This window comes from Dyella marensis (assembly GCF_900112865.1).
Classification (GTDB): Bacteria; Pseudomonadota; Gammaproteobacteria; order Xanthomonadales; family Rhodanobacteraceae; genus Dyella_D; species Dyella_D marensis_A.
The window spans coordinates 17,334-40,306 of the sequence record NZ_FONH01000015.1; the positions used below are offsets into that span (position 1 = coordinate 17,334).

20 protein-coding genes are annotated in these 22,973 nt (G+C 69.1%); 7 read left to right on the forward strand and 13 right to left on the reverse strand.

Annotation, left to right across the window (positions count from 1 at the left end; genetic code table 11):
- Window positions 1–44: 44 nt before the first annotated feature.
- The 7 genes from BM172_RS16520 to BM172_RS16550 all read right to left on the reverse strand — a co-directional run bounded on the left by BM172_RS16520 (window position 45) and on the right by BM172_RS16550 (window position 8,652).
- Window positions 45–947 carry a hypothetical protein gene (locus BM172_RS16520; protein WP_035323307.1) on the reverse strand — a complete coding sequence of 301 codons (903 nt, stop codon included), beginning with the start codon at window positions 945–947 and terminating at the stop codon, window positions 45–47.
- Window positions 947–3,196 carry a M1 family metallopeptidase gene (locus tag BM172_RS16525; protein WP_090423606.1) on the reverse strand — a complete coding sequence of 750 codons (2,250 nt, stop codon included), beginning with the start codon at window positions 3,194–3,196 and terminating at the stop codon, window positions 947–949. The genes BM172_RS16520 and BM172_RS16525 overlap by 1 nt, the downstream gene beginning before the upstream one ends.
- A gap of 865 nt (window positions 3,197–4,061) precedes the next feature.
- Complete coding sequence (locus BM172_RS16530) at window positions 4,062–5,666, reverse strand: sulfite reductase subunit alpha (protein ID WP_026635162.1); 1,605 nt, start codon at window positions 5,664–5,666, stop codon at window positions 4,062–4,064.
- Window positions 5,663–6,619: an FAD:protein FMN transferase gene (locus BM172_RS16535; protein WP_035323305.1), complete on the reverse strand. Its 957-nt coding sequence runs from the start codon at window positions 6,617–6,619 to the stop codon at window positions 5,663–5,665. Before BM172_RS16535 ends, BM172_RS16530 begins: the two co-directional genes overlap by 4 nt.
- 4 nt (window positions 6,620–6,623) lie before the next feature.
- Window positions 6,624–7,436 (reverse strand): DUF4198 domain-containing protein, encoded by an 813-nt coding sequence (locus BM172_RS16540; protein ID WP_026635161.1) that lies wholly within the window; start codon window positions 7,434–7,436, stop codon window positions 6,624–6,626.
- Window positions 7,437–7,471: 35 nt separating this feature from the next.
- Window positions 7,472–7,987 carry a DUF2271 domain-containing protein gene (locus tag BM172_RS16545; RefSeq protein WP_026635160.1) on the reverse strand — a complete coding sequence of 172 codons (516 nt, stop codon included), beginning with the start codon at window positions 7,985–7,987 and terminating at the stop codon, window positions 7,472–7,474.
- 20 nt (window positions 7,988–8,007) lie between these two features.
- Window positions 8,008–8,652, reverse strand: coding sequence for a PepSY-associated TM helix domain-containing protein (locus tag BM172_RS16550; protein ID WP_026635159.1), 645 nt, complete (start codon window positions 8,650–8,652; stop codon window positions 8,008–8,010).
- Between the two features lie 230 nt (window positions 8,653–8,882).
- Between BM172_RS16550 and BM172_RS16555 the strand changes: the two genes are divergently transcribed.
- Window positions 8,883–9,563 (forward strand): response regulator, encoded by a 681-nt coding sequence (locus tag BM172_RS16555; RefSeq protein ID WP_026635158.1) that lies wholly within the window; start codon window positions 8,883–8,885, stop codon window positions 9,561–9,563.
- Complete coding sequence (locus tag BM172_RS16560) at window positions 9,560–11,014, forward strand: sensor histidine kinase (protein ID WP_231504192.1); 1,455 nt, start codon at window positions 9,560–9,562, stop codon at window positions 11,012–11,014. The genes BM172_RS16555 and BM172_RS16560 overlap by 4 nt, the downstream gene beginning before the upstream one ends.
- A 48-nt stretch (window positions 11,015–11,062) precedes the next feature.
- Here the strand turns inward: BM172_RS16560 and BM172_RS16565 are convergent, their stop codons facing one another.
- The 3 genes from BM172_RS16565 to BM172_RS16575 all read right to left on the reverse strand — a co-directional run bounded on the left by BM172_RS16565 (window position 11,063) and on the right by BM172_RS16575 (window position 15,569).
- On the reverse strand, window positions 11,063–12,733 hold the full coding sequence (locus BM172_RS16565) for a YadA family autotransporter adhesin (protein WP_051548637.1): 1,671 nt from the start codon (window positions 12,731–12,733) through the stop codon (window positions 11,063–11,065).
- A 669-nt stretch (window positions 12,734–13,402) separates the two neighbouring features.
- A complete protein-coding gene (locus BM172_RS16570; protein WP_026635156.1) occupies window positions 13,403–14,812 on the reverse strand; it encodes an aspartate aminotransferase family protein in 1,410 nt (469 codons plus the stop codon).
- 58 nt (window positions 14,813–14,870) lie between these two features.
- Entirely contained in the window at window positions 14,871–15,569 is a 699-nt protein-coding gene (locus BM172_RS16575) for an MtnX-like HAD-IB family phosphatase (protein ID WP_026635155.1), read from the reverse strand.
- A 266-nt stretch (window positions 15,570–15,835) separates the two neighbouring features.
- Here BM172_RS16575 and BM172_RS16580 point away from each other — a divergent pair, with 266 nt between their 5' ends.
- From BM172_RS16580 to BM172_RS16600, 5 genes are read left to right on the forward strand one after another with little or no spacing between them, the layout of a single operon-like run.
- Window positions 15,836–17,266: a TolC family protein gene (locus tag BM172_RS16580; RefSeq protein ID WP_231504191.1), complete on the forward strand. Its 1,431-nt coding sequence runs from the start codon at window positions 15,836–15,838 to the stop codon at window positions 17,264–17,266.
- A complete protein-coding gene (locus tag BM172_RS16585; protein WP_026635153.1) occupies window positions 17,266–18,399 on the forward strand; it encodes an ABC transporter permease in 1,134 nt (377 codons plus the stop codon). The genes BM172_RS16580 and BM172_RS16585 overlap by 1 nt, the downstream gene beginning before the upstream one ends.
- A 2-nt stretch (window positions 18,400–18,401) precedes the next feature.
- Window positions 18,402–19,157, forward strand: coding sequence for an ABC transporter ATP-binding protein (locus BM172_RS16590; RefSeq protein ID WP_026635152.1), 756 nt, complete (start codon window positions 18,402–18,404; stop codon window positions 19,155–19,157).
- The gene (locus BM172_RS16595) at window positions 19,154–20,080 is read left to right on the forward strand and encodes an efflux RND transporter periplasmic adaptor subunit (protein ID WP_026635151.1); all 927 of its coding nucleotides are present in this window, start codon (window positions 19,154–19,156) and stop codon (window positions 20,078–20,080) included. Before BM172_RS16590 ends, BM172_RS16595 begins: the two co-directional genes overlap by 4 nt.
- Complete coding sequence (locus BM172_RS16600) at window positions 20,077–20,871, forward strand: MipA/OmpV family protein (RefSeq protein ID WP_051548635.1); 795 nt, start codon at window positions 20,077–20,079, stop codon at window positions 20,869–20,871. Before BM172_RS16595 ends, BM172_RS16600 begins: the two co-directional genes overlap by 4 nt.
- 104 nt (window positions 20,872–20,975) lie before the next feature.
- On the opposite strand, the gene BM172_RS16605 is transcribed toward BM172_RS16600, so the two are convergent.
- From BM172_RS16605 to BM172_RS16615, 3 genes are read right to left on the reverse strand one after another with little or no spacing between them, the layout of a single operon-like run.
- A complete protein-coding gene (locus BM172_RS16605) occupies window positions 20,976–21,299 on the reverse strand; it encodes a non-heme iron oxygenase ferredoxin subunit (RefSeq protein WP_026635150.1) in 324 nt (107 codons plus the stop codon).
- Between the two features lie 8 nt (window positions 21,300–21,307).
- Window positions 21,308–21,856 carry a GNAT family N-acetyltransferase gene (locus BM172_RS16610; RefSeq protein ID WP_026635149.1) on the reverse strand — a complete coding sequence of 183 codons (549 nt, stop codon included), beginning with the start codon at window positions 21,854–21,856 and terminating at the stop codon, window positions 21,308–21,310.
- A 58-nt stretch (window positions 21,857–21,914) separates the two neighbouring features.
- Window positions 21,915–22,919 (reverse strand): YncE family protein, encoded by a 1,005-nt coding sequence (locus BM172_RS16615; protein WP_026635148.1) that lies wholly within the window; start codon window positions 22,917–22,919, stop codon window positions 21,915–21,917.
- Window positions 22,920–22,973: the final 54 nt, after the last annotated feature.

Below are 22,973 nucleotides of genomic sequence, written 5' to 3' on the forward strand. Positions count from 1 at the left end.
GGGATCGAAGAGTGAGGCGAACCCCACCCTTCGATCCGGCACGCTCAGAACGCGGCGCGCCGTCCACTGCCACCCAGCGAACGCGCCACCTCGGCCAGCGCGAACAGGCGCGCCACGCGCGTCCAGGCGATCGCCGCCACCGCAACCTGCGTCAGCAGGAAACCCAGCACCAGGCCCAGCCCCACGGCCGTGACATGCGCCCGCGCCACACCCAGCGCAAACGCCACGCCGAAGCCGATCGCCGAGACGAACACGTAGGCGAACAGGCTGCTGAACGGCCGGCGCACCAGCTGCACGAAGCCGCGCCAGATCGCCTTGGCCGCCGAACGCAGGCCCACGTCGGCAATGAACGCCGCGCGTCCCGACTCCGCGATCACCTGCGCCAGCACCACGCACAGCACCGCCAGCGCCAGCAGCCAATGCGTCGTCGACTGCGCCTGCGATTCCAGCACCGCCAGCTCGGTCTTGTCGTCCAGCACATCCATGCTGGTCTTCACCGCCCAGATCGCCGCGGCATAGGGCACGGACGTCCACAGCATCACGCGGAACATCCGGCCGTACTCGACCACCCCGCTCTGCAGCAGATGGCCAAAGCCCAGCGGCCGGCCAGCGCGACCGGCGCCCACCACCATGCCGTTGAGCAGCGGCGTGAGCAGCGCGGTCAGCAGCAGGCCGGCGATGAAACCGCCGCGCACGGCACCGCCGCTGTTCATGACGCCGCGTACGGTGTCGCCGAACATCAGCGCGTCGAACTGGCGCGCCCACGCCTCGGCGTGCACCGAGTGGTCCAGCAGCTGGCCCAGCGTGTGCAGCAGCGGCATCGCGGCGACGAAGGTGGGCAACAGCAGCAGCAGCGTCCACAGCAGGAGCAGCCGCCACTGCAGCGCGGCCACGGGAGCGCCGAACAGGGCGCCCAGGGAAACCCGACGGGAATTCTTGAAGGCCATCACAGCGTCCCCAGCAAGGAATAGAAAGCCTGCAGCAGCGCGGCCATGTCGGCGGTCCAGCGGCGCGATGCCATGGCGTTGGTCTTGGTGGTGCGGCTGTCGTTCAACTTGTCGGCGTCGAGCAGGATCTTCTGCTCGGGATCGAGTTCGGCCGAAACCACCTTCGACGGCTTGTCGAACACGAAGCGCGCCCAGCGCCGGTTGTCGTTCCAGTGCACGTCCTCATGGCTGCCGTCGGCGAAGGTCACGCGCAGCAGCTGCGGTGCCGGCGCGCCATCGCGCACCACCGTCACCGTGCCGCGCCAGGGGAACGGGCCCTCCCAGGACTTCGCATCCTTGTGCGCCTTCTGCCAATCCTCGCGCTGCTTGTCGAGCTGCTTCTCCAGCACCTCCGCCTCGACTTCGCTGCGCTTGCCGTCCTTGTCGAACACGCCGGCCTGCGGCACCACTTCGTCGTTGTCGATCGAGGCGATGCGGTCGTCGATGAAGGCGGTGCCGTAAACGTACTGATCGAAGATCTCATTGACGGTCTTGGCGTCGCCGGAGACATCGACCAGCGCGGCGCGCAGGTCCGCCGCCGAGGGATGGCGGAAATGCCAGCGCTTGTAGTACTCGCGGAAGGCCTTCTCCATCACCGGCTTGCCCAGGCGCTCTTCCAGGTCGTGCATGGCCGTGGCGGTGCGCGAATAGACCGTGCCGTAGCTGCTGCTGGAGAAGCGGTTCCACGCGTTCTCCGAGAGCGGATCGTACGGCGACTTCAGGCCGGCACCGAGGCGCTCCTGCACGAACACATCCATCGACGGACGCACGCCCAGCCGCGCGGCGAACGAGCTCGGCACCAGGATGCGCTGGTTGCGCTCGCGCAGCATGCGCTGGTCCCAGTACTCGTTGAGGCCTTCGTCCAGCATCGGTTCCTCGAACTCGTTCGAGGCGAGCAGGCCATAGAAATAACCGTGGCCGAATTCGTGGATGGTGACGAAGTCGATTTCCCACTGGTCGGAGGTGTTCGGATCGATCTTCGAATAACCCTCCGCCGTGAAGAAGGTCGGGTATTCCATGCCGCCGGCTTCGGCCCCGTTGTACGGCGGCACCACCGCGGTGACGGTGCGGTACGGGTACGCGCCCAGCGTGCGCGAGAAATACTCCAGCGAATCGGTGGTCGCCTTCAGCACCGGCTGCGCGCTGGCTTTGTATTCCGGCGGATAGATCACGCGCACCGCGACCTTCGGCACGCCCGGACCGGTGAAGCTTCCGTCCAGCGTCTGGTAGCCCTTGGCCGCGACCCAGGCGAAGTCGTGCACGTCGCCCTGCACGAAGTGATAGGTGCTCTTGCCGTTGGCCTGCGTCGGCGCAGCCTGCTGCTCGCCGACCGCACCCACGGTGTAGTCGGACGGCACGGTCAGGCGCACGTCATAGCTGCCGAAGTCGGCATAGAACTCGCTGTTGAAATGGAACTCGTGGGCGTTCCAGCGCACCTGCGTGGCGCCGCGCTCGCCCGGCAGCTCCAGCACCGCGATCTTCGGGAACCACTGCGCGACCAGGTTGAAATCGCCCCACCAGCCGGTGCGTTCGACCACGCGCGGCAGCTGGCTCAGGAAGTCGATGTCGAGTGTGAGCGTCTCGCCCGCGCCCACCGGCTGCGCCAGGTCCACGCGCACCACGGTCTGGTCGGTCTTCGGGCCGCCGTCGGGCTGCACGAAGCTCCACTTCAGCGCTGCGCCGCCCTGCTGCACGCGCTTGAGGTCGATATAGCCCCACTGCCCTTTCTTCAGCGTCGCCGCGCCGCGCGAATGGCCATGCGCGGTGAGCACGTGGCGCTCGGTGAAGAAGGTGCTGCCTTCGTTCTTGAAGGCGTTGAGGTACAGATGCAGGTAGACGCTGCGCACCGGACGGTCGCTGCGGTTGCGCCAGGTCATCTGTTCGCTGCCGGTGACGGCGTGCTTGGCCGCGTCCAGTTCCGCATCGATGCGGTAGCCGACCACGCGGTCGGACAGCGTCGCTTCGTTGCCCTGGCGTTCGCCGCCCCAGGCATTGGGCGCGCTGGCTTCGTGCACGCCCGCGGCAGCCGCGCCAGCGAGCGGGATCTCCGCCACTTCAGTCGCGGCCGGCGCCGCTGCCTGGTCCGCCGCAGGCATCGCCTGCTTCGCCGCCGCGCTGCCCGCCGGCGCCGGTGCGTCCTGCGCGAGCACCGCCCACGCGAAGCCAAGCGCCAGCACCAGACCTATCGTCCTGCCCCCTCGTCCCACCATCTTTGTCTCTCCCCCAGGTGATACGGCAGCGTGCGCTATGGGGGTGGGGTGAGGCAAGGCCAAAGGTCACGGGAATCGAGTCGCAATTTCCCGCTGCATTCCAGGAGCGTCGATGGGTAGTGGAGCGGTGCACATCACGCTTGCGCTCCGCCCGTACCTTCGCCCCTACCCCTTTCCCGGAGGGGAGAGGGGATCACCTCACCGTTCCAAATGAGAACCCTTCTCCCTCCGGGAGAAGGTGGCGGCAGCCGGATGAGGGTACGGCCGGAGCGATGCACATCACCCTTGCGCTCTGCCCGTACCCTCACCCCAACCCCTCTCTCCCACGGGGAGGGCACAGGGATGTGCCCGGCTTTCCTCGCTCATCAAAGCCGAGCACATCCCTGTGCCCTCTTCGCGTGGAGGAGCGAGGAAGGTGGCGGCAGCCGGATGAGGGTGCGGGCGGAGCGGTGCACATCACTCTTGCGCTCCGCCCGCACCCTCACCCCAACCCCTCTCCCGGAGGGAGAGGGGCTTTACGCCGCGCTACGCACGGACGCTACGGTTGTTCCTCAACCTTCAAAGTGGACCCTTCTCCCTCCGGGAGAAGGTGGCGGCAGCCGGATGAGGGTGCGGGCGGAGCGGTACGCATCACTCTTGCGCTCCACCTGCACCTTCGCCCCAACCCCTCTCCCAACGGGAGAGGGGCTTTACGCCGCGCTACGCACGGACGCTACGGTTGTTCCTCAACCTTCAAAGTGGACCCTTCTCCCTCCGGGAGAAGGTGGCGGCAGCCGGATGAGGGTGCGGGCGGAGCGGTACGCATCACTCTTGCGCTCCACCTGCACCTTCGCCCCACCCCCTCTCCCAACGGGAGAGGGGCTATTCAATAGACATCGCGCCGATAACGCCCATCCACGCGCATTTGTTCGAGCCGGTCGGCACCGAGCGCGTCGCGCAAGGCTTCTTCCACTCCTGGCGCCATCCCGGCCAAGCTCCCGCAGACACGGATCGCCGCGCCCGCGTCCACCCACGCCCACAACAACGCAGCAGCTTCGCGCAGCCGCTGCTGCACATAAGCGGGCGCCGCCGGTTCGCGCGACCAGGCCAGGTCCAACCGTTCGAGCCAGCCTTCGCGCAGCCAGCATTCGAGTTCGTCGCGATGAAAGAAATCGCGATCCGGCTGGCGCTCGCCGAACAGCAACCAGTGCCGCCGCGCGCCGGCGGCGATACGCGCCTTGAGCAGTGCGCGCAGACCGGCCAGGCCGGTGCCGTTGCCGATCAGGATCAACGGCAGGTCCGCGGCGGGCGGACGGAACGAAGGATTGGCGCGGATGCGCAGCGCGATCGGCGCCCCCTCTTCCGCGTCTTGCGTAAGCCAGCCGGAACCGAGGCCCGGGCGGCCGTCCTCGTGATGCATCCGCCGTACCAGCAGGTGCAGCTCGCCATCGGCGGGAACGGAGGCGATCGAGTATTCGCGATGCGGCAAGGCTTGCAGCCGCGCGGCGAGCCTTGCCGCATCGAGGCCGGCGACATCCGCCGGCGCGGGAAGATGGCTGCGGGCGAGCCGCTCGAACAGCGTGTCGCCGCCGACCCTTGCCGCGCCGTCGAAGCCGGTCGCCGCCAGCCAGCGCGTCACTGTCTCCGCCGCGTGGCGCGGCTCGATCTCCGCGATGTCGCCCGCCTCCCACGCCAGCACGCCGTCCTCCGGCCGCAGCGCGAGATGGAAGCATGGCCCGCCGAGGCTGCCGGGATTGAGCAGCCGGCGTTCCGCCAGCCGCCAGCTCGCATAGGGCGCACGCTGCCAGTCGGGCATCCCGGTGGCGCCGCTGAGCATGCCCAGGTGATGCTGCCAGTGGCGCAGCGCGCCGGCGTCGCCATTGTCCACCTCTACCGGATCGAACAACGGCTGCGCACCGGATTGTGCCAGCCAGTGGCGCAGGCGGCGGCCGAAGCCGCAGTAGTCGGCGTAGTCGCTGTCGCCGAGTGCGAGCAGGCCATAACGCAGACCGGCCAGGTCGCCGACGCGCGCGAGGCAGCGCCGCTCGAAGCCCGCCGCTTCGTCCGGCGCATCGCCTTCGCCGGTGGTGCTGACCACGAACAGCACGCGCCCCGCCTTGCGCAGCACGGCTTCCTCCAGCGTGTCCAACCCGGCCAGGCGCGCGGGCGTGCCCGCGGCGCACAGGCTGTCGACCGTCTGCTGCGCGAGTTGTGCGGCGAAGCCGGTCTGGCTGGCATAAGCGACCAGCAGCGCATCGGCCAACGGCGCGGCGTCCGCCGGCGCGCGGCGGCGCCAGCGCAGCCAGCCGAGCAGCGCCAGCCAGGCGGCCACGCTGGCCGAGGCTTCGAGCCAGCGCTCCGCGCCGGGATCGCGCCAGTGCATCGCGCCGGCCTGCAGCGAGAACAGCCACGCCGCCAGCGCGGCCAGCGGCAGCAGCGCCAGTGCATGGCCGAGCGCTTCGCGCCCGCCGCCGGTGACCGCCGGATTCATGCGCGCAATGCTGCGGCGAAGGCGGGCGACATGCGCGTCTCCCAGCCGTGTTCGCCGCGCAGCGAGAACAGCACGGCCAGGTCGCGTTCGCGCGCGAACGCCAGGCCTTCGTCGGGACCGAGCAGGGTCATCGCCGTGCCCAGCGGATCGGCATCGATGGCCCGCGCCGCCAGGATGCTTACCGATGCCACCGCATGCGCGACGGGAACGCCGCTGCGCGGATCGATGTGATGCGAACGCACCACGCCGTCCTGCGCGTAACGCCGCCGATAATCGCCCGAGGTGGCGATGGCGCGGCCGCCGAGCGCGATCACCTGATCGTAGGCACCGGAGCCGTCCGGCCGTTCGATGCCGACGCGCCAGGGCGAACCGTCGGGCTTCGCCCCGTGCGCTTTCATTTCGCCGCCGACTTCGACCAGCCAGGCCTGCGCGCCGGCCCGGTCCAGCCACTCGCCGGCGCGATCCACGCCATGACCCTTGGCGATCGACGACAGGTCGATATACACGCCGCCCGGCTGGAACAGCTGCCGCGCCGCTTCGTTCAACCGCGGCTTCCACCAGCCGACGCGTTCGCGCGCCGCGGCGAGCGCTTCATCCGACGGCGTGCGCGCCGGTGCTGCGTCGGGGCCGAAGCCCCACAGGTTCACCAGCGGTCCCACCGTGGGGTCGTAGGCGCCGCCGGTTTCCTGCGCAAGACGCAGCGCCTGGGCGATCACCGCGAAGCATTCGTCCGGCACGCTCTGCCAGGTGCCGGCCGGCGCAGTGTTGAAACGCGACAGCGCGGAATCGGGCTTGTAGGTGCTCATCTGCGCATCGACCTCGTCGAGGCAGCGCTGCACGCCGTCCTGCCACGCGCGCACGGGCATCCCGGGCGGCGCGACGATGCGCGCCGACCAGGTGGTGCCCATGGTTACGCCGTGCAGCTGGTGCACGGCTTCCGTCGCGATCGCCATCGGTTTACTGCGGCAGCACTTCCAGCGTCGCCGTGTACGAGAGGCGGCGCTGCTTCGCCTGCTTCACGCTGGTCTTGTCGTCCTGCGTGCTGGCGTTGATCCAGTACATGCCGGCCTTGGGCCAGGTCAGGGTGAACTTGCCGTCCTTGCCGGTGGTGGCGTCGAACTCATCCTGCGCATTGCGATAGCGCGTGGCGCCGGCGATGGCGGTGACCTTCACGTCGCCGGCGGGCTTGCCGTCCAGCAGCAGCTGGAAGGTGGCGCCCTCGCCCGCGACCAAGTCGGTGACATGGGTGACCGGCACCAGCTCCAGGCCCTTGCCGACGGGCTTGAGTGCGGCGTCGCTGGGCTTGCCGTTGGTGACGAAGGTTTCCACGCGGTTGACCGACTCGTTCACTTCGACGTTCTTCGCGCCGGCGGGAAGATCCTTGGCGAAGTTCGCCGCGTCGCCGCGCCAGCGCTTCTTCTCGCCGCCCAGCTCGTAGCTGGCGAACACGCCGGCATTGACCAGCGCCAGCTTGTAGGTGCCCTGCTGGGTGAGATGGAGATCGAACACGCTGCGGTACTTGCCGGTGACGCTGTTCTCGGCCTTCGCGGGTTGGCCGTCCGGCGCGGTGATCGCCAGGCGCGACAGGTCGCCCGGCACGTGGTCGGGGAAGAACAGGTCATTGGAGACGGCGGCATCCACCGTCACCCACGGATCGGCGCCGGAGACATTGGTGGCCGAGGGGACCATCCACATCTTGTGCGCCTGCGCGGCGAACGGGAGGCAGAGCGCGCAAGCGAGCGCGGACAGCGAGAGCGAGCGAAGCGACATGAGTGACTCCTTGCAATGAAAAGGAAGCGCCGCGCTCAGGGCGCGAGGTCGAGCTTGACGGCGCCCAGTTCGGCACTGCCCTTGGCATCGAGGTGCTGCGGCGCGGCGGCCGGCCAGGTGAACGGCACGCGCACCACTTCGCGGCCGCCGACTTCGCGCGCGGCTTCGACGACGAGCTCGTACTTGCCCGCGGCGAGCTGGCCCAGCGGCGCCTTGCCCTGCTGGAACTTCAGCTGCTGCATGCCGGCCGGACGGGTGGCGCCGGAAACGCCATCCACCGGCATCTGCAGTTCGCGGCCGCCGCGTCGCCACCACTGGCGAAGCTCCGGCAGCCACTTGGTGCCGGCGCCTTCCTTGCTGTCCTTCTGCGCGTACCACACGGCCAGCTGGGCGGCGACGCTGTGGTCCTCGCGCTCGATCCACACCGCGGTGTAGGGACGGTGGTACTCGGCGACATCCAGCTGCGGGATCTGCACGGTGACATCGAGATCGGCCGCCGCGACGGGGGCGGCGAGCAGCAGGACGGGCATGGTGAACAGCAGGCGACGCATCGGGGCGCTCCTTGGAGATGTCAGTGGATGAAGATCAGCGCCAGCACCAGCGGCAGCACCAGCCCGAACGCGACCAGCGGCCAGGTGGCACCGCGCTGGGCGGCATGCATTTTCAGCAGCAGCAGGCCGGTGGCGGAGAACACCACGCAGGCCAGCGCGAACAGATCGATGAACCAGCCCCACACCGGCCCCGCGTTGCGGCCCTTGTGCAGGTCGTTGAGATAGGAGATCCAGCCGCGCGAGATGCGTTCGGCTTCGAGCTTGCCATTGGTGCGGTCGATGCTCAGCCAGGCGTCGCCGCCGGGGCGCGGCATCGAGAGATAGATCTCGTCCGCCGACCAGTCGGCGGGGCGCCCGGCGACGTCGACATCGATGCTGCCGCGGATCCAGTCGGCGACGACGGCAGGCAGCGCGACGCCCTTGCGTTCGTCCTCGCCGGCCAGCGCGCGCAGCAGCGGCGCGGGCAGCGACGCCTCGCGATGTTCGGTCCGGGGTTTGGCCTCGATGCGGGCAGCATGGTTGAGCGTGATGCCGGTGGCAGCGAACAGCAGCATGCCGACCAGGCACATGGCGGAGCTGATCCAGTGCCAGCGATGCAGCTGCTTCAGCCAGAACGCGCGCCCGGCCCGGTCCCGGCCGTCCCGCGCTCGTCCGTCCTGTCCCATCGTTGCCGCCTGCCTGCCCATGCGTGTGCCCGTGATGAAGTGCGGGTATCGCTGGCCGGCGATGAACGGCGCCGCGTGCGATCTGTCCCAGCGATCGGCCGTGGCGCTAAGCTGCCGGCCGATCGGGCCGCCTGGCGCGGCCGGGCACGGATACTGTCACAGATGAGAATGACTCGCAATTCACCCAGGGACCCGCGCCGCCTGCCGGCGCCCTCCGCCAGGAACCCCGCATGCGCATCCTGATCGCCGAAGACGACCCCGCCATCGCGGCCGGCGTATGCGCCTCGCTGCGCCAGAGCGGCCACGCGGTCGACCATGTCAACGACGGCGCGCGCGCCGACAGCGCCCTGCGCGATACGCCCTACGACCTGCTGATCCTGGACCTGGGGCTGCCCAACCTGGACGGCAGCGAAGTGCTGCAGCGCCTGCGCAAGCGCGGCGCCGGCCTGCCGGTGCTGGTGATCACCGCGCGCGAAGGCCTGCGCGAACGCGTGCGCGTGCTCGACCTGGGTGCCGACGATTACCTGGTGAAGCCGTTCGCGCTGGCCGAGTTCGAAGCGCGCGTGCGCGCGCTGCTGCGCCGCTATACCGCGCAGGGCGCGCCGGAGATGAGCATCGGCCGGCTGCGCCTGGACCTGCCCGGCCACCGCGCCTGGGTCGACGACGCACCGTTGGAGTTGACCGCGCGCGAATTCGGCCTGCTCGAAGCGCTGGCCGCGCGCCCGGACCGCGTCACCAGCCGCGCGCAATTGGTCGAGGCGCTGTGCAACTGGGACGAGGAGCTGACCGACAACGGTCTGGACATCGCCATCTACCGCCTGCGCCGCAAGCTGTCCGGCTCCGGCACCCAGGTGCGCACCATCCGCGGCCTGGGCTATCTGCTGGAGGAATCGAAGGAAGGCGTCGAGTGAGCGACACCGGCGACGCGCAGCCCTGGCTGTACCGCCTGCTCGAACCGGACGGCCGGCAGAGCCTGCGCCGGCGCCTGCTCGCCTTCCTGCTGGTGCCGCTGATGCTGATGCTGCTGCTGGAAAGCCTGATCACCTACACCGGCGCCCTGGTCTATTCCAATCACGTGCACGATCGCGACCTGGCCGGCGGCGCGGAAACCGTGGCGCGCATGCTGCAGCTGGGCATGGACGGCCCGATCTCGGAACAGGCCAAGTTCCTGCTGCAGTACGACCCCGAAGGCCACAACAACATCAATTACTTCAGCATCGTCAGCGAGCACCACGGGCTGATCGCCGGCACGCCGACGCTGGTGCCGCCGTCGCGGTTGTCGCTGGCGGTCAACGGCGAACCGAAGCTGTTCGACGCCATGGTGGAGCGGCGCAAGCTGCGCGCCGCCAGCGTGGTGATCGACAGCACGCACGAGGCCGGCGACACGCTTACCGTCACCCTGGCCGAGACGCTGCGCGACCGCCGCCAGAACGCGCGGGAAATCCTGCTGCTGAGCATTCCGGCGCAGGCGCTGCTGATCGCCTCGGTCTTCGTGCTGGTGTGGTTCGGCGTGCGCATCGGCCTGCGCCAGCTCGACCCGCTCACCGCGCGACTGGCCGCGCGCGAGCACGACCTGGCGCCGATCGGCGATGCCGACGTGCCGGTGGAGATCCTGCCGCTGACCCGCACCATCGACGGGCTGTTCGCGCGCCTGCGCGCGATGCTGGCGCTGCAGGAGAGATTCATCGCCGATGCGGCGCACCAGCTGCGCACGCCGCTGGCGGGCCTGCGCGTGCATGTGGAGCGTGCGCAGGCCGATCCTTCGCGGGAAACGGTCAACGACGCGCTGGACCACATCCTGCGCCTGACCCAGCGCGCCACGCGCACCTCGGGCCAGTTGCTGGCGCTGACCCGTGCGCAGTCGCCCGACCACGCCGGCGATCCACACGGCCTGCTCGACCTTGCCCGGATGGTGCCGGACCTGCTGGCGCTGCGCGTGCACGAGGCGCTCGCCGTCGGCGTGGACCTCGGCTACGAAGGTCCGCCGACACCGGCGTGGGTCGACGGCGACCGCATCACCCTGCAGGAGCTGCTCGACAACCTGCTCGACAACGCCCTGCGCTACGCCGGCCGCAACAGCATGGTGACGGTGGGCGTGACCGACGACGAGGACAGCGCCTGCCTGAGCGTGGAAGACAACGGCCCCGGCGTGCCGCCCGCCTTTCTCGCACGACTGGGCGAGCGTTTCTTCCGCGTGCCCGGCAGCAACGAGGAAGGCACCGGCCTGGGGCTGGCGATCGTGCAGCGCATCGCCGAACGGCATCGCGCGCAGGTACGCTACATCGCCGGCAGCGAAGGCGGCCTGCGCGTGGAAGTGCGTTTCCCGCATGCGCGCACCGCGCGGAAAGACAGCGACGCCTGAAGCGCCGCCGTCCCTGCCATGCGCAGCTCCGGCCTTACCCGATCGGCCTTACCAGATCAGCGCCGCGCCCATCCCCACGCCCACGTCGCCCTGCGTATTGCCGGTGAGGCTGCCCTTGACCACCCAGCGGCCGCCCGGCGTGATCGTGGACAGGCCCAGCGCCAGCGCCGACTGTCCCTTGAAGCTGCCGATGCCGGCGCCAAGCGCGCTCTGGTCGGCGGCATAGGCCTGCGGCACGTTGGTCATCGCCATCGCGGCCGCGGTGCCGGCGTTCGCCAGGCGGCCGGCCTGCCGGAAGCGGTCGCGCACCCAGTGCCGCACCTCCTGCACAGCATCCTGCACCTGGCCCCAGTTGGCCGCGTCGGTGCGCTCGATGCCGGCCGCCACATGAGTGATCTGCCGCTCGTTGCCCGCCGAACCGACCGACACCGTGTGATCGCGCGCGGCGATGGAGTTCGCGCCCACGGCGACCGCATCGTTACCGCTCGCCACGCTGTGGGAACCCAGCGCCGTGCTGTCGGTGCCGCTCGCGATCGCACCCGTGCCGAGCGTGTCGCCGCCATGGCCCGCAGGATCCTTGGCGGCCACCGGGCGATCGATCGTCTGCGGCTGGAGCGCATCGATCCGGCCGTTGAGCGCATCGATCTGGCTGACCAGGTCGAACCGCAGCTGGTACAGCTGGCCGCCATTGACCGCTTCCATGCTGCCTGCCGCCACCGCACCGTCGGCGAGGTTGCGGATCACGGTGCCGCCGGCACCTCCGAGGGTGGCGCTGCCGAGCGTGAGATCGTCATAGACCAGCGCCGCCAGGGGCACGCCGTTCGGATCGACCAGGCCCGACGCCTTCAGCTGTGCGACGGTCACCGCATCGCTGTCGGCCGTGCCGCTGCGCAGCCCGCTCAGCACACGGTCGCCATCGGCGCCGGTAAAGCTGACCCGGCCACCGCCGCTGACGCTGCCCACGCTGATGTCCTGCGTGAGCGCGTCCTGCAGAACCAACCCCACCGTGCCGTTGCCGATCTGGCTCTGCAGCAGGCTGATGCTGCCGGTGTTGATGGCCACTTGCTGGTTGGTGGCATGCAGCTGCGCGCCGTTCACGGCATCCGTGCTGGTGCTCGACAGCGCGCCCTCTGATAGGCCGGTCAGCCGGCGCGTATACGTGCGGCCGTTGTCCTTGCTGGCCAGGTCGACGGTGTCTCCGTCGACCATCCCTCCTATGCTGATCGTGCGGCTCAGCGGATCCTGGCTGATCAGGCTTTCCAGCGACGCGATGCTGCTGCGGTTGTTGGTGATGGCACCGTCCAGGCTGCCCAGCGCGCCGCCGACCGTGATCTGCGCACCGCCGTTGGCCAGATCGAAGCGGGGATCGCTCACTGCGCCGGTGACGGCATCGAGCCGCACATCGCCGCCAAGCGCGCGCAGGATGGACGAAAGCTGGCCGACGTTGACGGCATCGGTGCTCGCCGTGCCCGCCTTCAGGGCATGGATCTGGTTCGCGCCCAGGTCGAACGCACCGCCGATCGAGAGCCCGCCGTTGATGAAGCTGCCGTTGCCGTTGATGACCATGGTCCCGGCCTGGACGCCTTGCGTGCGCAGCTCGGCAACGCTGCGGACATTGCAGATGGGGCTGTTCACGGTACCGGTGATGGTCTCGTTCAAGAAGCCGCAGCCGTCATCGCTGCTGTCATTGAGGTACAGCCTCACTTGCGCACCGGCCATGGGCGCCTGAAACAACAGCGCCGTGCCAATAGCGAATATGCCAGCTCCCGCCGTGGACAAACGCCGCCGACGGACGTCGCGCCTTTTGCGCCGAAGCCCGGCCGCTCCGGATATGACCACCCGCCGACTATTCATGGCCGCGGGGGATATGCGATTAATCTTACTCATCTGAAAACTCCCGTCATTGAGCGCGCATAAAATCGCATCCAGCCTTTCGGAGGCGGGCACAGCAGCACTTGCGGAATTCAACAGGCTACGCCGGACCCGGCGCACGAGAAAGGATGGATGCCGAAACAAAAATAACGCAGCACCAGGCAATGACATACCCCTACCAAGCAGAAGTGGATATGTTTTATTCAATAATGCCGAATGCAGCGCAAATCCATCCATATAAGATGGGCGCTAATAGAAATGCCAAATCCGATATGCATTCCAAAAGCGTTATTGCAAAATATTTTAAATGCCGATCGAATAATTTGAATACATTACCCGCACCATGCATTTAAACGGATAAATCCTCACGGCTATCCACACACCCCAAAACACACGCACAAAAAAAGGCGACACCGAAGCGTCGCCTTGCTTGCCAGCTTCCCCTGCATGGGAAATATCGACAAAAACTTTCCATAGCCGCCGCGGACGCACCAGCGTGCGTCCGCGGCGGCCGGCTTACATCGCCTTCTTGGCCTTGGTCAGCAGCTGGTCGAGCAGCGCGATGGCCAGGTCGATCTCTTCGTGCGTGATGTCCAGCGACGGCGCGAAGGTGATCACGTTCTTGTACCAGCCGCCCACGTCCAGCACGAGGCCGATCTTCTTGCCGTTGTGCTCCAGGTCGCCGGCCAGGCCGATGTCGACCATCCTGTCCAGCAGCGCCTTGTTCGGGGTGAAGCCGTCGTCGGTGCAGATCTCGGCGCGCAGCGCCAGGCCCAGGCCGTCGACGTCGCCGATTTCCTTGTGGCGCTTCTGCAGGTCCTTCAGCGCATCCAGGAAGTGCGCGCCCTTCTTCGCCACGTTGGTCTCGTAGTCGAGCTCGTAGCCCATCTTGATCACTTCGAGGCCGAGCGAGGTGCCGAGCGGGTTGGAGTTGAAGGTGGAGTGCGTGGAGCCCGGCGGGAAGATTTCCGGATTGATCATCTCCTCGCGCGCCCACAGGCCGGACAGCGGGTTCAGGCCGTTGGTCAGCGCCTTGCCGAACACGATGATGTCCGGCGTCACGCCGAAGTGCTCGATCGACCACAGCTTGCCGGTGCGCCAGAAACCCATCTGGATTTCGTCGACCACCATCAGGATGCCGTACTTGTCCAGCACCTTCTTCAGGTCCTTGAAGAAGTTCTTCGGCGGAATGACATAGCCGCCGGTGCCCTGGATCGGCTCCACGTAGAAAGCGGCGTATTCGGCCTGGTTGACCTTGGGGTCCCACACGCCGTTGTACTCGGTCTCGAACAGGCGCTCGAACTGGCGCACGCAGGCGTCGGAGTATTCCTCCGGCGTCATGCCCTTCGGACGGCGGAACGGATACGGGAACGGGATGAACATCGCACGCTCGCCGAAATGGCCGAAGCGGCGGCGGTAGCGGTAGCTCGAGGTGATCGACGAGGCGCCCAGCGTACGGCCGTGGTAGCCGCCCTCGAAGGCGAACATCAGGCTCTTGCCGTTCTTGTAGTTGCGCACCAGCTTGAGCGAATCCTCGACCGCCTGCGCGCCGCCCACATTGAAGTGCACGCGGCCTTTCAGGCCGAACTTCTGCTGCGCGTCGACGGCGATCGTCTTGGCCAGCTCGATGCGGGTCTGGTGCAGGTACTGGCTGGCCACCTGCGGCAGCGTGTCGATCTGCGCCTTCAAGGTGTCGTTGAGGCGCTTGTTGCCGTAGCCGAAGTTGACCGCGGAGTACCACATCTGCAGGTCCAGGAACGGCACGCCGGCGGTGTCGTACATCCAGCTGCCCTGGCCGTGGCGGAAGATCTTCGGCGGATCGACGTAATGCACGGTGTCGCCGAAGGAGCTGTACTGCGCCTCGTCGGCCAGCAGCTGCGCGTCGGGAATCACACCGGTGGCGGCGTTGGGGTCGTAAGCGTTCATCGAGAAATCCGGATGGGGAAAGGCGGGGTGTTACGGATGAAAGGCGAAGCCGCGGGGATCAGCCCGCGGCGGCGGCCGGCACCGGACGGGCATGCTCGGCCAGCAGGCTGCCGTCGAGCAGGCGCGGCAGCAACTCCAGCGCGTCTTCGAAACCGGTGATCGGCACGTAGGGGATGCCGGCGGCGCGGCAATGCTCGATCAGGCGATGCTTGGCGAACACGAAGTCGACGCGGTCGGCCGCGCAGAAGTCCGAGGCGCCGTCGCCGATCAGCAGGGTCTTGGCGCCGCCGCTGCGGGCCTGCGCCACGCAGGCGCACTTGCAGGTGCCGCTGCGGCAGCCCTCGGCCTGGAACGGCGAGGTCAGCTGCCACTGGCGCGGCGGCTCGGCCGGTGCCAGGTGGTTGGCGGCCAGCGGCAGATCGTCCAGGCCGTAGCGGCCGAGGATCTTATGGATGGCATAGTCGAGGCCGTCGCTGACCACGCGGATCGGCGCGCCCAGCTCGCGGGTCCTGGCCACGAAGGCCGGAAAGGCGTGGTCGATCCACAGGCCTTCCAGGTGCTTGTCCAGCTGGCTGCGGCTCATGTCGAGCAGGTCGACCTGGCCGCTCATGCACTCGCGCGAACCGATGCGGCCAGCGCGCCAGTCCTGCTCCAGCGCTTCCCAGCCGGGACGGCCGAAACGGTCCAGCAGCGAGTCGATCACGTCCTCGACGGAAATGGTGCCGTCGAAATCGCAGAGGATGTTCCAAGCCGTCACGCGGGCACTCCGGGTCGCAGAATGCCTGAACGATAGGTGTGCACCCCTTTCGGCCTCCTTTCCGGATCTGTCCCGCCGCAAGTCATGCCTCTGAAGCTCAAGATAAGACGCCTGACGTTATGCTCGCCGCCCATGCCATTGCTGTCTGTCACCATAGGCCGATACCCTGCACGGCTTGGCTCGCCGGCCTCGCCCGGCGCGACCGGGCGCGGGTCTCAAGGCGGCCGCGACCAGGCAGCCATCCTCCGCCGATGACCGGGAAAGACGTGTTCTCAACCGCAACTTCACCGTCGAACGCGCGCATCGGACGCCTCGCGCCCGTGCTGCTGTGCGCGCTGCTCGGCACCCTGCTCGCCGGTTGCGCGGTGGCGCCCCTGCCGGACCTGAAGGCACCCGTGCCCGAGGCCTGGCGCAACGCTCCCGCCAACGCGGCGCCGCCCGCGGCCGACCTGCGCGGCTGGTGGCAGGCGCTGGGCGACCCGGCGCTGGACGGGCTGATCGACCGCGCGCTGCGCAACAACCTCGACGTGGCCCAGGCGGCCGAGCGCCTGCAGGCCGCGCGCCAGGTCGGCGGCCATGCGCGCGATGGTTACCTGCCGAACCTGCACGCGCGCACCAATGACGTGGTGAATCCGGACACCAGCGCCTCCTATTTCATGGTCGGCTTCGATTCGAGCTGGGAATTCCCGCTGTTCGGCGCCTGGCAGAGCACCAAGCGCGTCGCCACCGGCCAGACCGATGGCGCCCAGGCCGCGCTGCGCGGCGCCCAGGTCTCGCTGGTCGCGGAAGTGACCCGGCGCTGGGTGGAACTGCGCTCGGCGCAGCGGCAGGAGGCCCTGCTGCTGGCCATCCGCGACGCCCAGCAGGAAAAGCAGCGCCTGCTGCAGACCCGGGTGGATCTCAAGCTCGCCCCGCCGATCGAAGCGGCCCGTGCGCAGGCCGAACTGGCCCGCGCCGAGGCGGCCCTGGCCGAACCGCGCCAGGCGATCAACGCCAGCGCGCAGCAGCTGGCCGTGCTGCTGGGCCAGAACGAACCCGACCAGGCCTGGCTGGAGCCTGGCACGCAGCCGCGCCTGGGCGCCTGGCAGCTCACCGCCGCGCCGGCCGACATGCTGCGCGCGCGGCCGGAGATCGCCGGCGCCGAGGCCGAAGTGATCCGCGCCGCCGGCGAGCTCGGCCTGGCGCGCAAGGACATCTATCCGCACATCGGCTTCGGCTCGTCGATCCAGTGGTCGGTCAACATCGCCACCAACCATCGCGCGCGCAATCACGAAGGCATCTTCTCGGCCGGCCCGGTGATCGACATCCCGCTGTTCGACTGGGGCCAGCGCGTCGCCGCCGCCCACGCCAAGGACCACGAACTCAACGCCGCCCTGCTGGCCTATCGGCAGGCGGTGCTGCAGGGCGTGGCCGAGACCGAAGTGGCGCTGGGCGACCTGGAACAACTGCGCGGCCGCGAGCAGGCGCTGACGCAGGCCTCGGATGCTTCGCAGGGCGGCCTCGCCGCCACGCGCAAGCGGGCGGAGCTCGGCCTGGGCAGCGGGCTGGACGTGCAGGACAGCGCCATCGACGGCCATCGCGCCGAACTGGAACTGGCCAGCGCGATCGCCGCGCGCGACCTCGCCTACGTCTCTCTCTACAAAGCCCTGGGCGGCGCGCCGATGCCGGTGCCCCCGCCGCCGCGGAGCGCCCGCTGATGGTGGCGCTGGCCCGCAAGACCCTGGTCTACGAATGGCGCCGTTTCCTGCCGGCCATCCTCGCGGTCGGCTTCGCCGGCCTGCTGCAGCTGCTGCAGGCTGCGCTGGTGCTGGGCATCTTCGGCAGCGCCAGCGTCTACATCACCGGTTCCTCCGCCGATCTGTGGGCCGGCTATCCGGGCACGCAGAGCGTGAACCTGGGACGACCGATCGATGCGGGCGTGGAAATGCGCCTGCGCATGGATCCGGCGGTCAGCCAGGTCGAACCCTTCCACTGGGTCGATGCCGACTGGCGCGGCCCGAACGACACCGGCGGCGTCTCGGTATTCGTCTCCGGCATCGACACGCGCGCGGAAGGCATGCTGTTCGCGCATGCGCTGCCGGTCGGGCTGCGCGCGCGCCTCAACGAGCCCGATGCGGTGATCGTCGATCGCGCCGACCTCGGCAGTCTCGGCGTGAAGGTGGGCGACAAGGCGGTGATCAACGGCCACCGCGTGCGCGTGGTCGGCGTGAGCAGCGGCCTGCGCGCACTCGGCGGCGTCAACGTGGTGGCCTCGCTGGCCACCGCGGCGGAGCTCGACACCGATCCGGCCAACGTCAACCGCATGACCTATTTCGTGGCCAAGCTGCGCAACCCCGCCCAGGCCGAGGCGGTGGCCGCGCGCCTGCGCGGCACCACGGCATTCGGCAGCTACGACGTGTGGACCGCGCGCGACTTCGCGCGCCGCTCGCAGCTGTACTGGATGTTCGATACCGGCGCCGGCGCCGGCGTGCTGTTCCTGGCCGGCATCGTGTTCCTGGTCGGCGCGGTGATCACCAGCCAGACCCTGGTCGCGGCGGTGATCGGCTCGGTGCGCGAATACGCCACGCTCAACGCGCTCGGCGTCGGTGTCGGCGCGCTGCGCAAGGTGGTGATGGAGCAGGCGTTCTGGGTGGGTGCGATCGGACTGGTCGGCAGCGCGGTGCTGGGCGGGATCTTCTTCGCCTTCGCGCGCAGCCGCAGCGTGCCGGTGGCGCTGGATCCGCTCACCACCGCTGCCTGCCTGTTGCTGGGCATGGGCCTGGCGATCGTCTCGGGCCTGGCCGCGATGCGCAGCCTGCGCCGCGCCGATCCGGCGAGCCTGCTGAGGTGAGCATGGCCAGCGCGACACCCGCATCCGCCACCATCTCGCTGCAGGCGCGCGGCGTGGCCAAGTCGTTCGAGTCCGGCCGCGTGCGCAGCACCGTGCTGCACGACCTCACGCTGGACATGCGCTCCGGCGAACTGACCCTGATCTCCGGCCCGTCCGGCTGCGGCAAGAGCACCTTGCTGGCCATCCTCAGCGGCCTGCAGCGCCCGGACAGCGGCCAGGTCACGGCGCTGGGCCAGGACCTGGGCCAGCTCGACATCCGTGCGCTGGAACGCTTCCGCCTGCTGCATACCGGCTTCGTGTTCCAGGGCTTCAACCTGTTTCCGGCATTGAATGCGGTGGAACAGGTGGAACTGCCGCTGAGCTATCTAGGCCTGGCGCCACGCGAGGCGCGCCGCCGCGCGGTCGCTTCGCTGGAAGAAGTCGGCCTGGGCCCGCGCATGCGCCTGCGCCCGTCCGAACTCTCCGGCGGCGAGAAGCAGCGCGTGGCGATCGCCCGCGCGCTGGCCAAGGAACCGGAGCTGCTGTTCGCCGACGAGCCCACCAGTGCGCTCGACGCCGCCAACGGCCAGACCATCATCGACATCCTGCATCGCATCGCGCGTGCGCACGGCACCACGGTACTGTGCGTCAGCCACGATCCGCGCCTGGTCGGCCACGCCGACCGCGTCCTCGCCATGGAGGACGGCCGTATCCTCAGCGATCGCAGCCAGCCTTCGCTGCCGGACGCCGTTCCGGGCCTCAAGGAATCCGCCTCATGAGTTCGCGTCTCCTCTCCCCGCTTGCCCTCGTCGCCGCGCTCGCGCTGGCGGGCTGCTCGCATGACGATGCCGCCGACGACGCCAGGCAGGCGCCGGCCGCCTCGCCCTACGCGGCGGTGGCGCGCGGCAAGATCGATATCGAAGGCGGCCTGCTCAAGCTCAGCATGCCGCGCGACGGCGTGGTCGCCGAGATCAAGGTGCACGAAGGCGACCGCGTGAAGAAAGGCCAGCTGCTGGCCATGCTCGACACCGAGCCGTCCAAGCTGGCGGTGACTTCCGCCGAGGCGGAACAGAAGCAGGCGCAGGCCCAGGCCGACCTGCTCGAAGCGCGCATGAAAGCTGCCGACCAACGCGCCGAGCGCCTGGACGCTGCCGCCAAGGCCGGCGCCGGCGATGCGCAGAGCGCCGACGACGCACGCGAAGCCTCGCGCCAGCTGCAGGGCGAACTGACCAACGCCCGCGCGAACGCTGCGCTGGCCGCGCAGAAACTGGCTGGTGCGCGCTACGAGCTGGCCCAGCGCAGCTTGCTGGCACCGGTCGACGGCGAGATCGTGCAGCGCCTGATCCAGCCCGGCGCGACAGCGTCGCCGCAGGGTGGACCGGCCTTCGTGCTGCTGCCGGAGCAGCCGCGCCTGGTGCGCGCCGAGCTCAACGAATCCTTCGTGCGCGCGGTCAGTCCGGGCATGCGCGCCGAGGTGGTCGACGACAGCGGCAGCGGCATGCCCAACCTCACCGCGCACGTGCTGCGCATCGGTACCGTGTTCGGTGCCAGCGCGCTGGAAGACGATCCGCTGGTGCGCGCCAACACGCGCACGGTGGAATGCGTGCTCGCCTTCGACCAGCCGCCGCCGGCTTCCGCGCGCATCGGCCAGCGCGTGCTGGTGCGTTTCGCCGCGGGCGAGGCGGGGTCGAAGCAGCCGTGAGTGCGTTCGCGCGCTGGTTAACGGCGTCTGCCTGCGCCGCCCTGCTGGGTGTCGCCGCGCCGTGCCATGCGGACGACGCGGCCGCCGCATCCGCCGACGACAATCTGCTCGGCGCCGGCTTTATCCGCCTGCCCGCCTGGCAGGGTTCGCGCGCGCATCGCGACCAGTTCGCGCCGTACGTGCAGGCCAAACTCGGCGACCGCATCACCCTGTCCACCGACGATGGCGCCACGCTCGACCTGATCATGGGCCAGCACCTGCACGGCGGCCTCTACGGCAACTACCAGTGGGGCCGCAGCCACGAGGATCTCGGCCGGCTCGGCGGCAAGGTCACTTCGCTGTCGCCGCGACTCAATGCCGGCGGCTATGTGGAGTACGACTTCAACGAAGCGCAGAACGTCGGCATCAACGCCGCCCACGACACGCTGGGCGCCGGTGCCTACGTCAACGCCTACGCCTTCAGCGCGCTGCCGCCGCTCGGCCACTACCAGCACGGCCTGCAATTGCAGTGGCAGTGGATGAACGGCCCGGCGATGCGCCGCTTCTTCGGCCTCTCCGCGGTCGAGGCCGCGGCGCTCGGCGTCGCCCCGTGGCAACCCGGTGCGGGCGGCCAGCAGGTGGGCCTCGAATACGACGGCCTGATTCCGCTCGGCCGTCATCTCGCCACGGTGTTCTCGCTGTCCTACGCGCGTCTGCTCGGCAATGCGGAAGACAGCCCGCTGGTGCGCGGCTTTGGCACCGCCGACCAGTTCACCGGCTCGATGGCCCTGGTCTACCGCTTCGCGCCGTAGGTTGGGGTGAGCGCAGCGAACCCCAACATTGCGCAACGCGTGCCTGCACGGTGTTGGGGTTCGCTGCGCTCACCCCAACCTACGCCAGCTTCGAAGCGTACACGTCACTCGCGGTCGTCGCGCGTCCAGATGCCGCCGTGCGCTTCGCGCACCGGGAACTTCGCGATCGGTTCGTAGGCCGGCGGGCACATCGCCTCGCCCGTGCGCAGGTCGAAGCGCGCGCCATGGCGCGGGCACTCCACCTCGAAACCGTGCACCTCGCCGCCGGCGAGATCGCCGCCGTCGTGCGTGCAAAGGTCCTGCACTGCATACAGATCGCCATCGATGTTGTAGATGGCGATCGGCTCCTGCGTCACTTCGTCGTAGACGACCTTGAACTCGCCGGGCAGCAGTTCCGCACGCGTGCCGACGTAGGTCCAGCCGCTGATGTCCTCGCTCACGCCGCGCCCCCGGCCAGGGTCTTCACCAGCCACTCGAAGCGCAGGTCGTCGCGGCGCGGAATGCCGAAGCGCTCGTCGCCGTAGGGGAACGGGCGAAATTCGCCGGTGCGCTGGTAGCCGCGACGCTCGTACCAGGCGATCAGTTCGGCACGCTGCTCGATCACCGTCATGCGCATGGCCAGGCACTGCCAGTGTTCGCGCGCATGGCGCTCGGCTTCGGCCAGCAGGGCCTTGCCGATGCCGCCGTTCTGCAGCAGCGGATTGACTGCGAACATGCCGAAGTAGCCGGCCTCGCCCTGGCGCTCCACATGGCAGCAGGCCAGCAGTTCGCCGTCGCGCTCGGCCAGCAGCACGATGCTGTCGGCCTGCTGCAGCAGCTCGGCCACGCCGTCGACATTGGTGCGGCGGCCGTCGAGCAGATCGGATTCGGTGGTCCAGCCCAGCCGGCCCGAGTCACCGCGATACGCGGATTCGACCAGGGCGACGATGGCGGGGACGTCGGCCGCGAGGGCCGGGCGGAAAGTAGGGAGAGAGGTCGTGGGCATGCGCGGCATGATAATGCCGCCCTGCCCTCGCCGGCCATTGCCGGCGAGGCCGGCACGCTCAGCGCGGCGCGGCGACCAGCACCTCGAAGCCTTCGACAGGCTTGCCTTTGCCGCCTCCGCTCGCGCCGGCGAGATAGACCTCGTGCGTGCCGGGGTCCAGTGCCATGGTGCGGGCGCTCTTCTGCGTCGGCACGTTGGCCAGCAGGCGGTAATGGTCCGCATCATCCTGCGCGATCACGCTGAGCACGCCGTCCGCGCCGGCCGAGCCGAGCACGACATGGCGCGCGTCGTCGTAGATCACCGCGTCGGGGCCCTTGCCCATCGCGACCTTGGCCACCTGGTGGCCGTCATGTGCGTCGGTGACGATCATCCAGCCGTTGTCGCAGACCGAGAACAGACGCCCATGCTGCGCATCCAGCACGAGGCCGGTCGGCCCGTCGCACGGCGCCATCGGCCACACCGCGGTGACCTTGCCTGCGGCCAGATCCACGCGGGCCAGCGAGTTCTTGTCTTCCAGATTGAGATACAGCGTGCCGTGCCCATCGGCCACCGCGAATTCCGGGCGGCCGGGCAGCGCGACGGTCGACAACTCCTTGCCGGCCTTCGCGTCGATCACACTGAGATTGTTGCTGCGGCCGTTCATGGTCAGCAGATGACCCGAGGCGCTGTCGAACAAGATCGCGTCCGGGTTCTTGCCGCTCACCGGGATATGCCGGGTGAGCTTGAGCGTCTGCGTATCGAACACCGTCACTTCGTCGCCACGGCCGCTGCTGACGAAGCCCTCGTGCGTGGACGGCGACAGCGCCACGCCATGCGCGTGCTGCATGCCGGCCACTTCGCCGGCCAGCTTGCCGCTGGCGGTGTCCATCACCATCACGCGATCGTCGCGGGCGACGTACAGGCGATGCGCGCTCGCATCGAGACTGAGGTAATCCCATCCGCCCGGTCCGCCGAGCGGATGGCGGGCGGTGACGGCATACGGCGCGGCTGGCGCCGCGGCCAGCGCGGGCAGCACCGCGGCGGCCAGCAGCAGCGGCAACAGGCGGATGGGTGGCGTTTTCATGCGCGGATACCCCTGGAAGGTGGCGGTCGAAAGCCGCAGCGTAGCGACCGCACC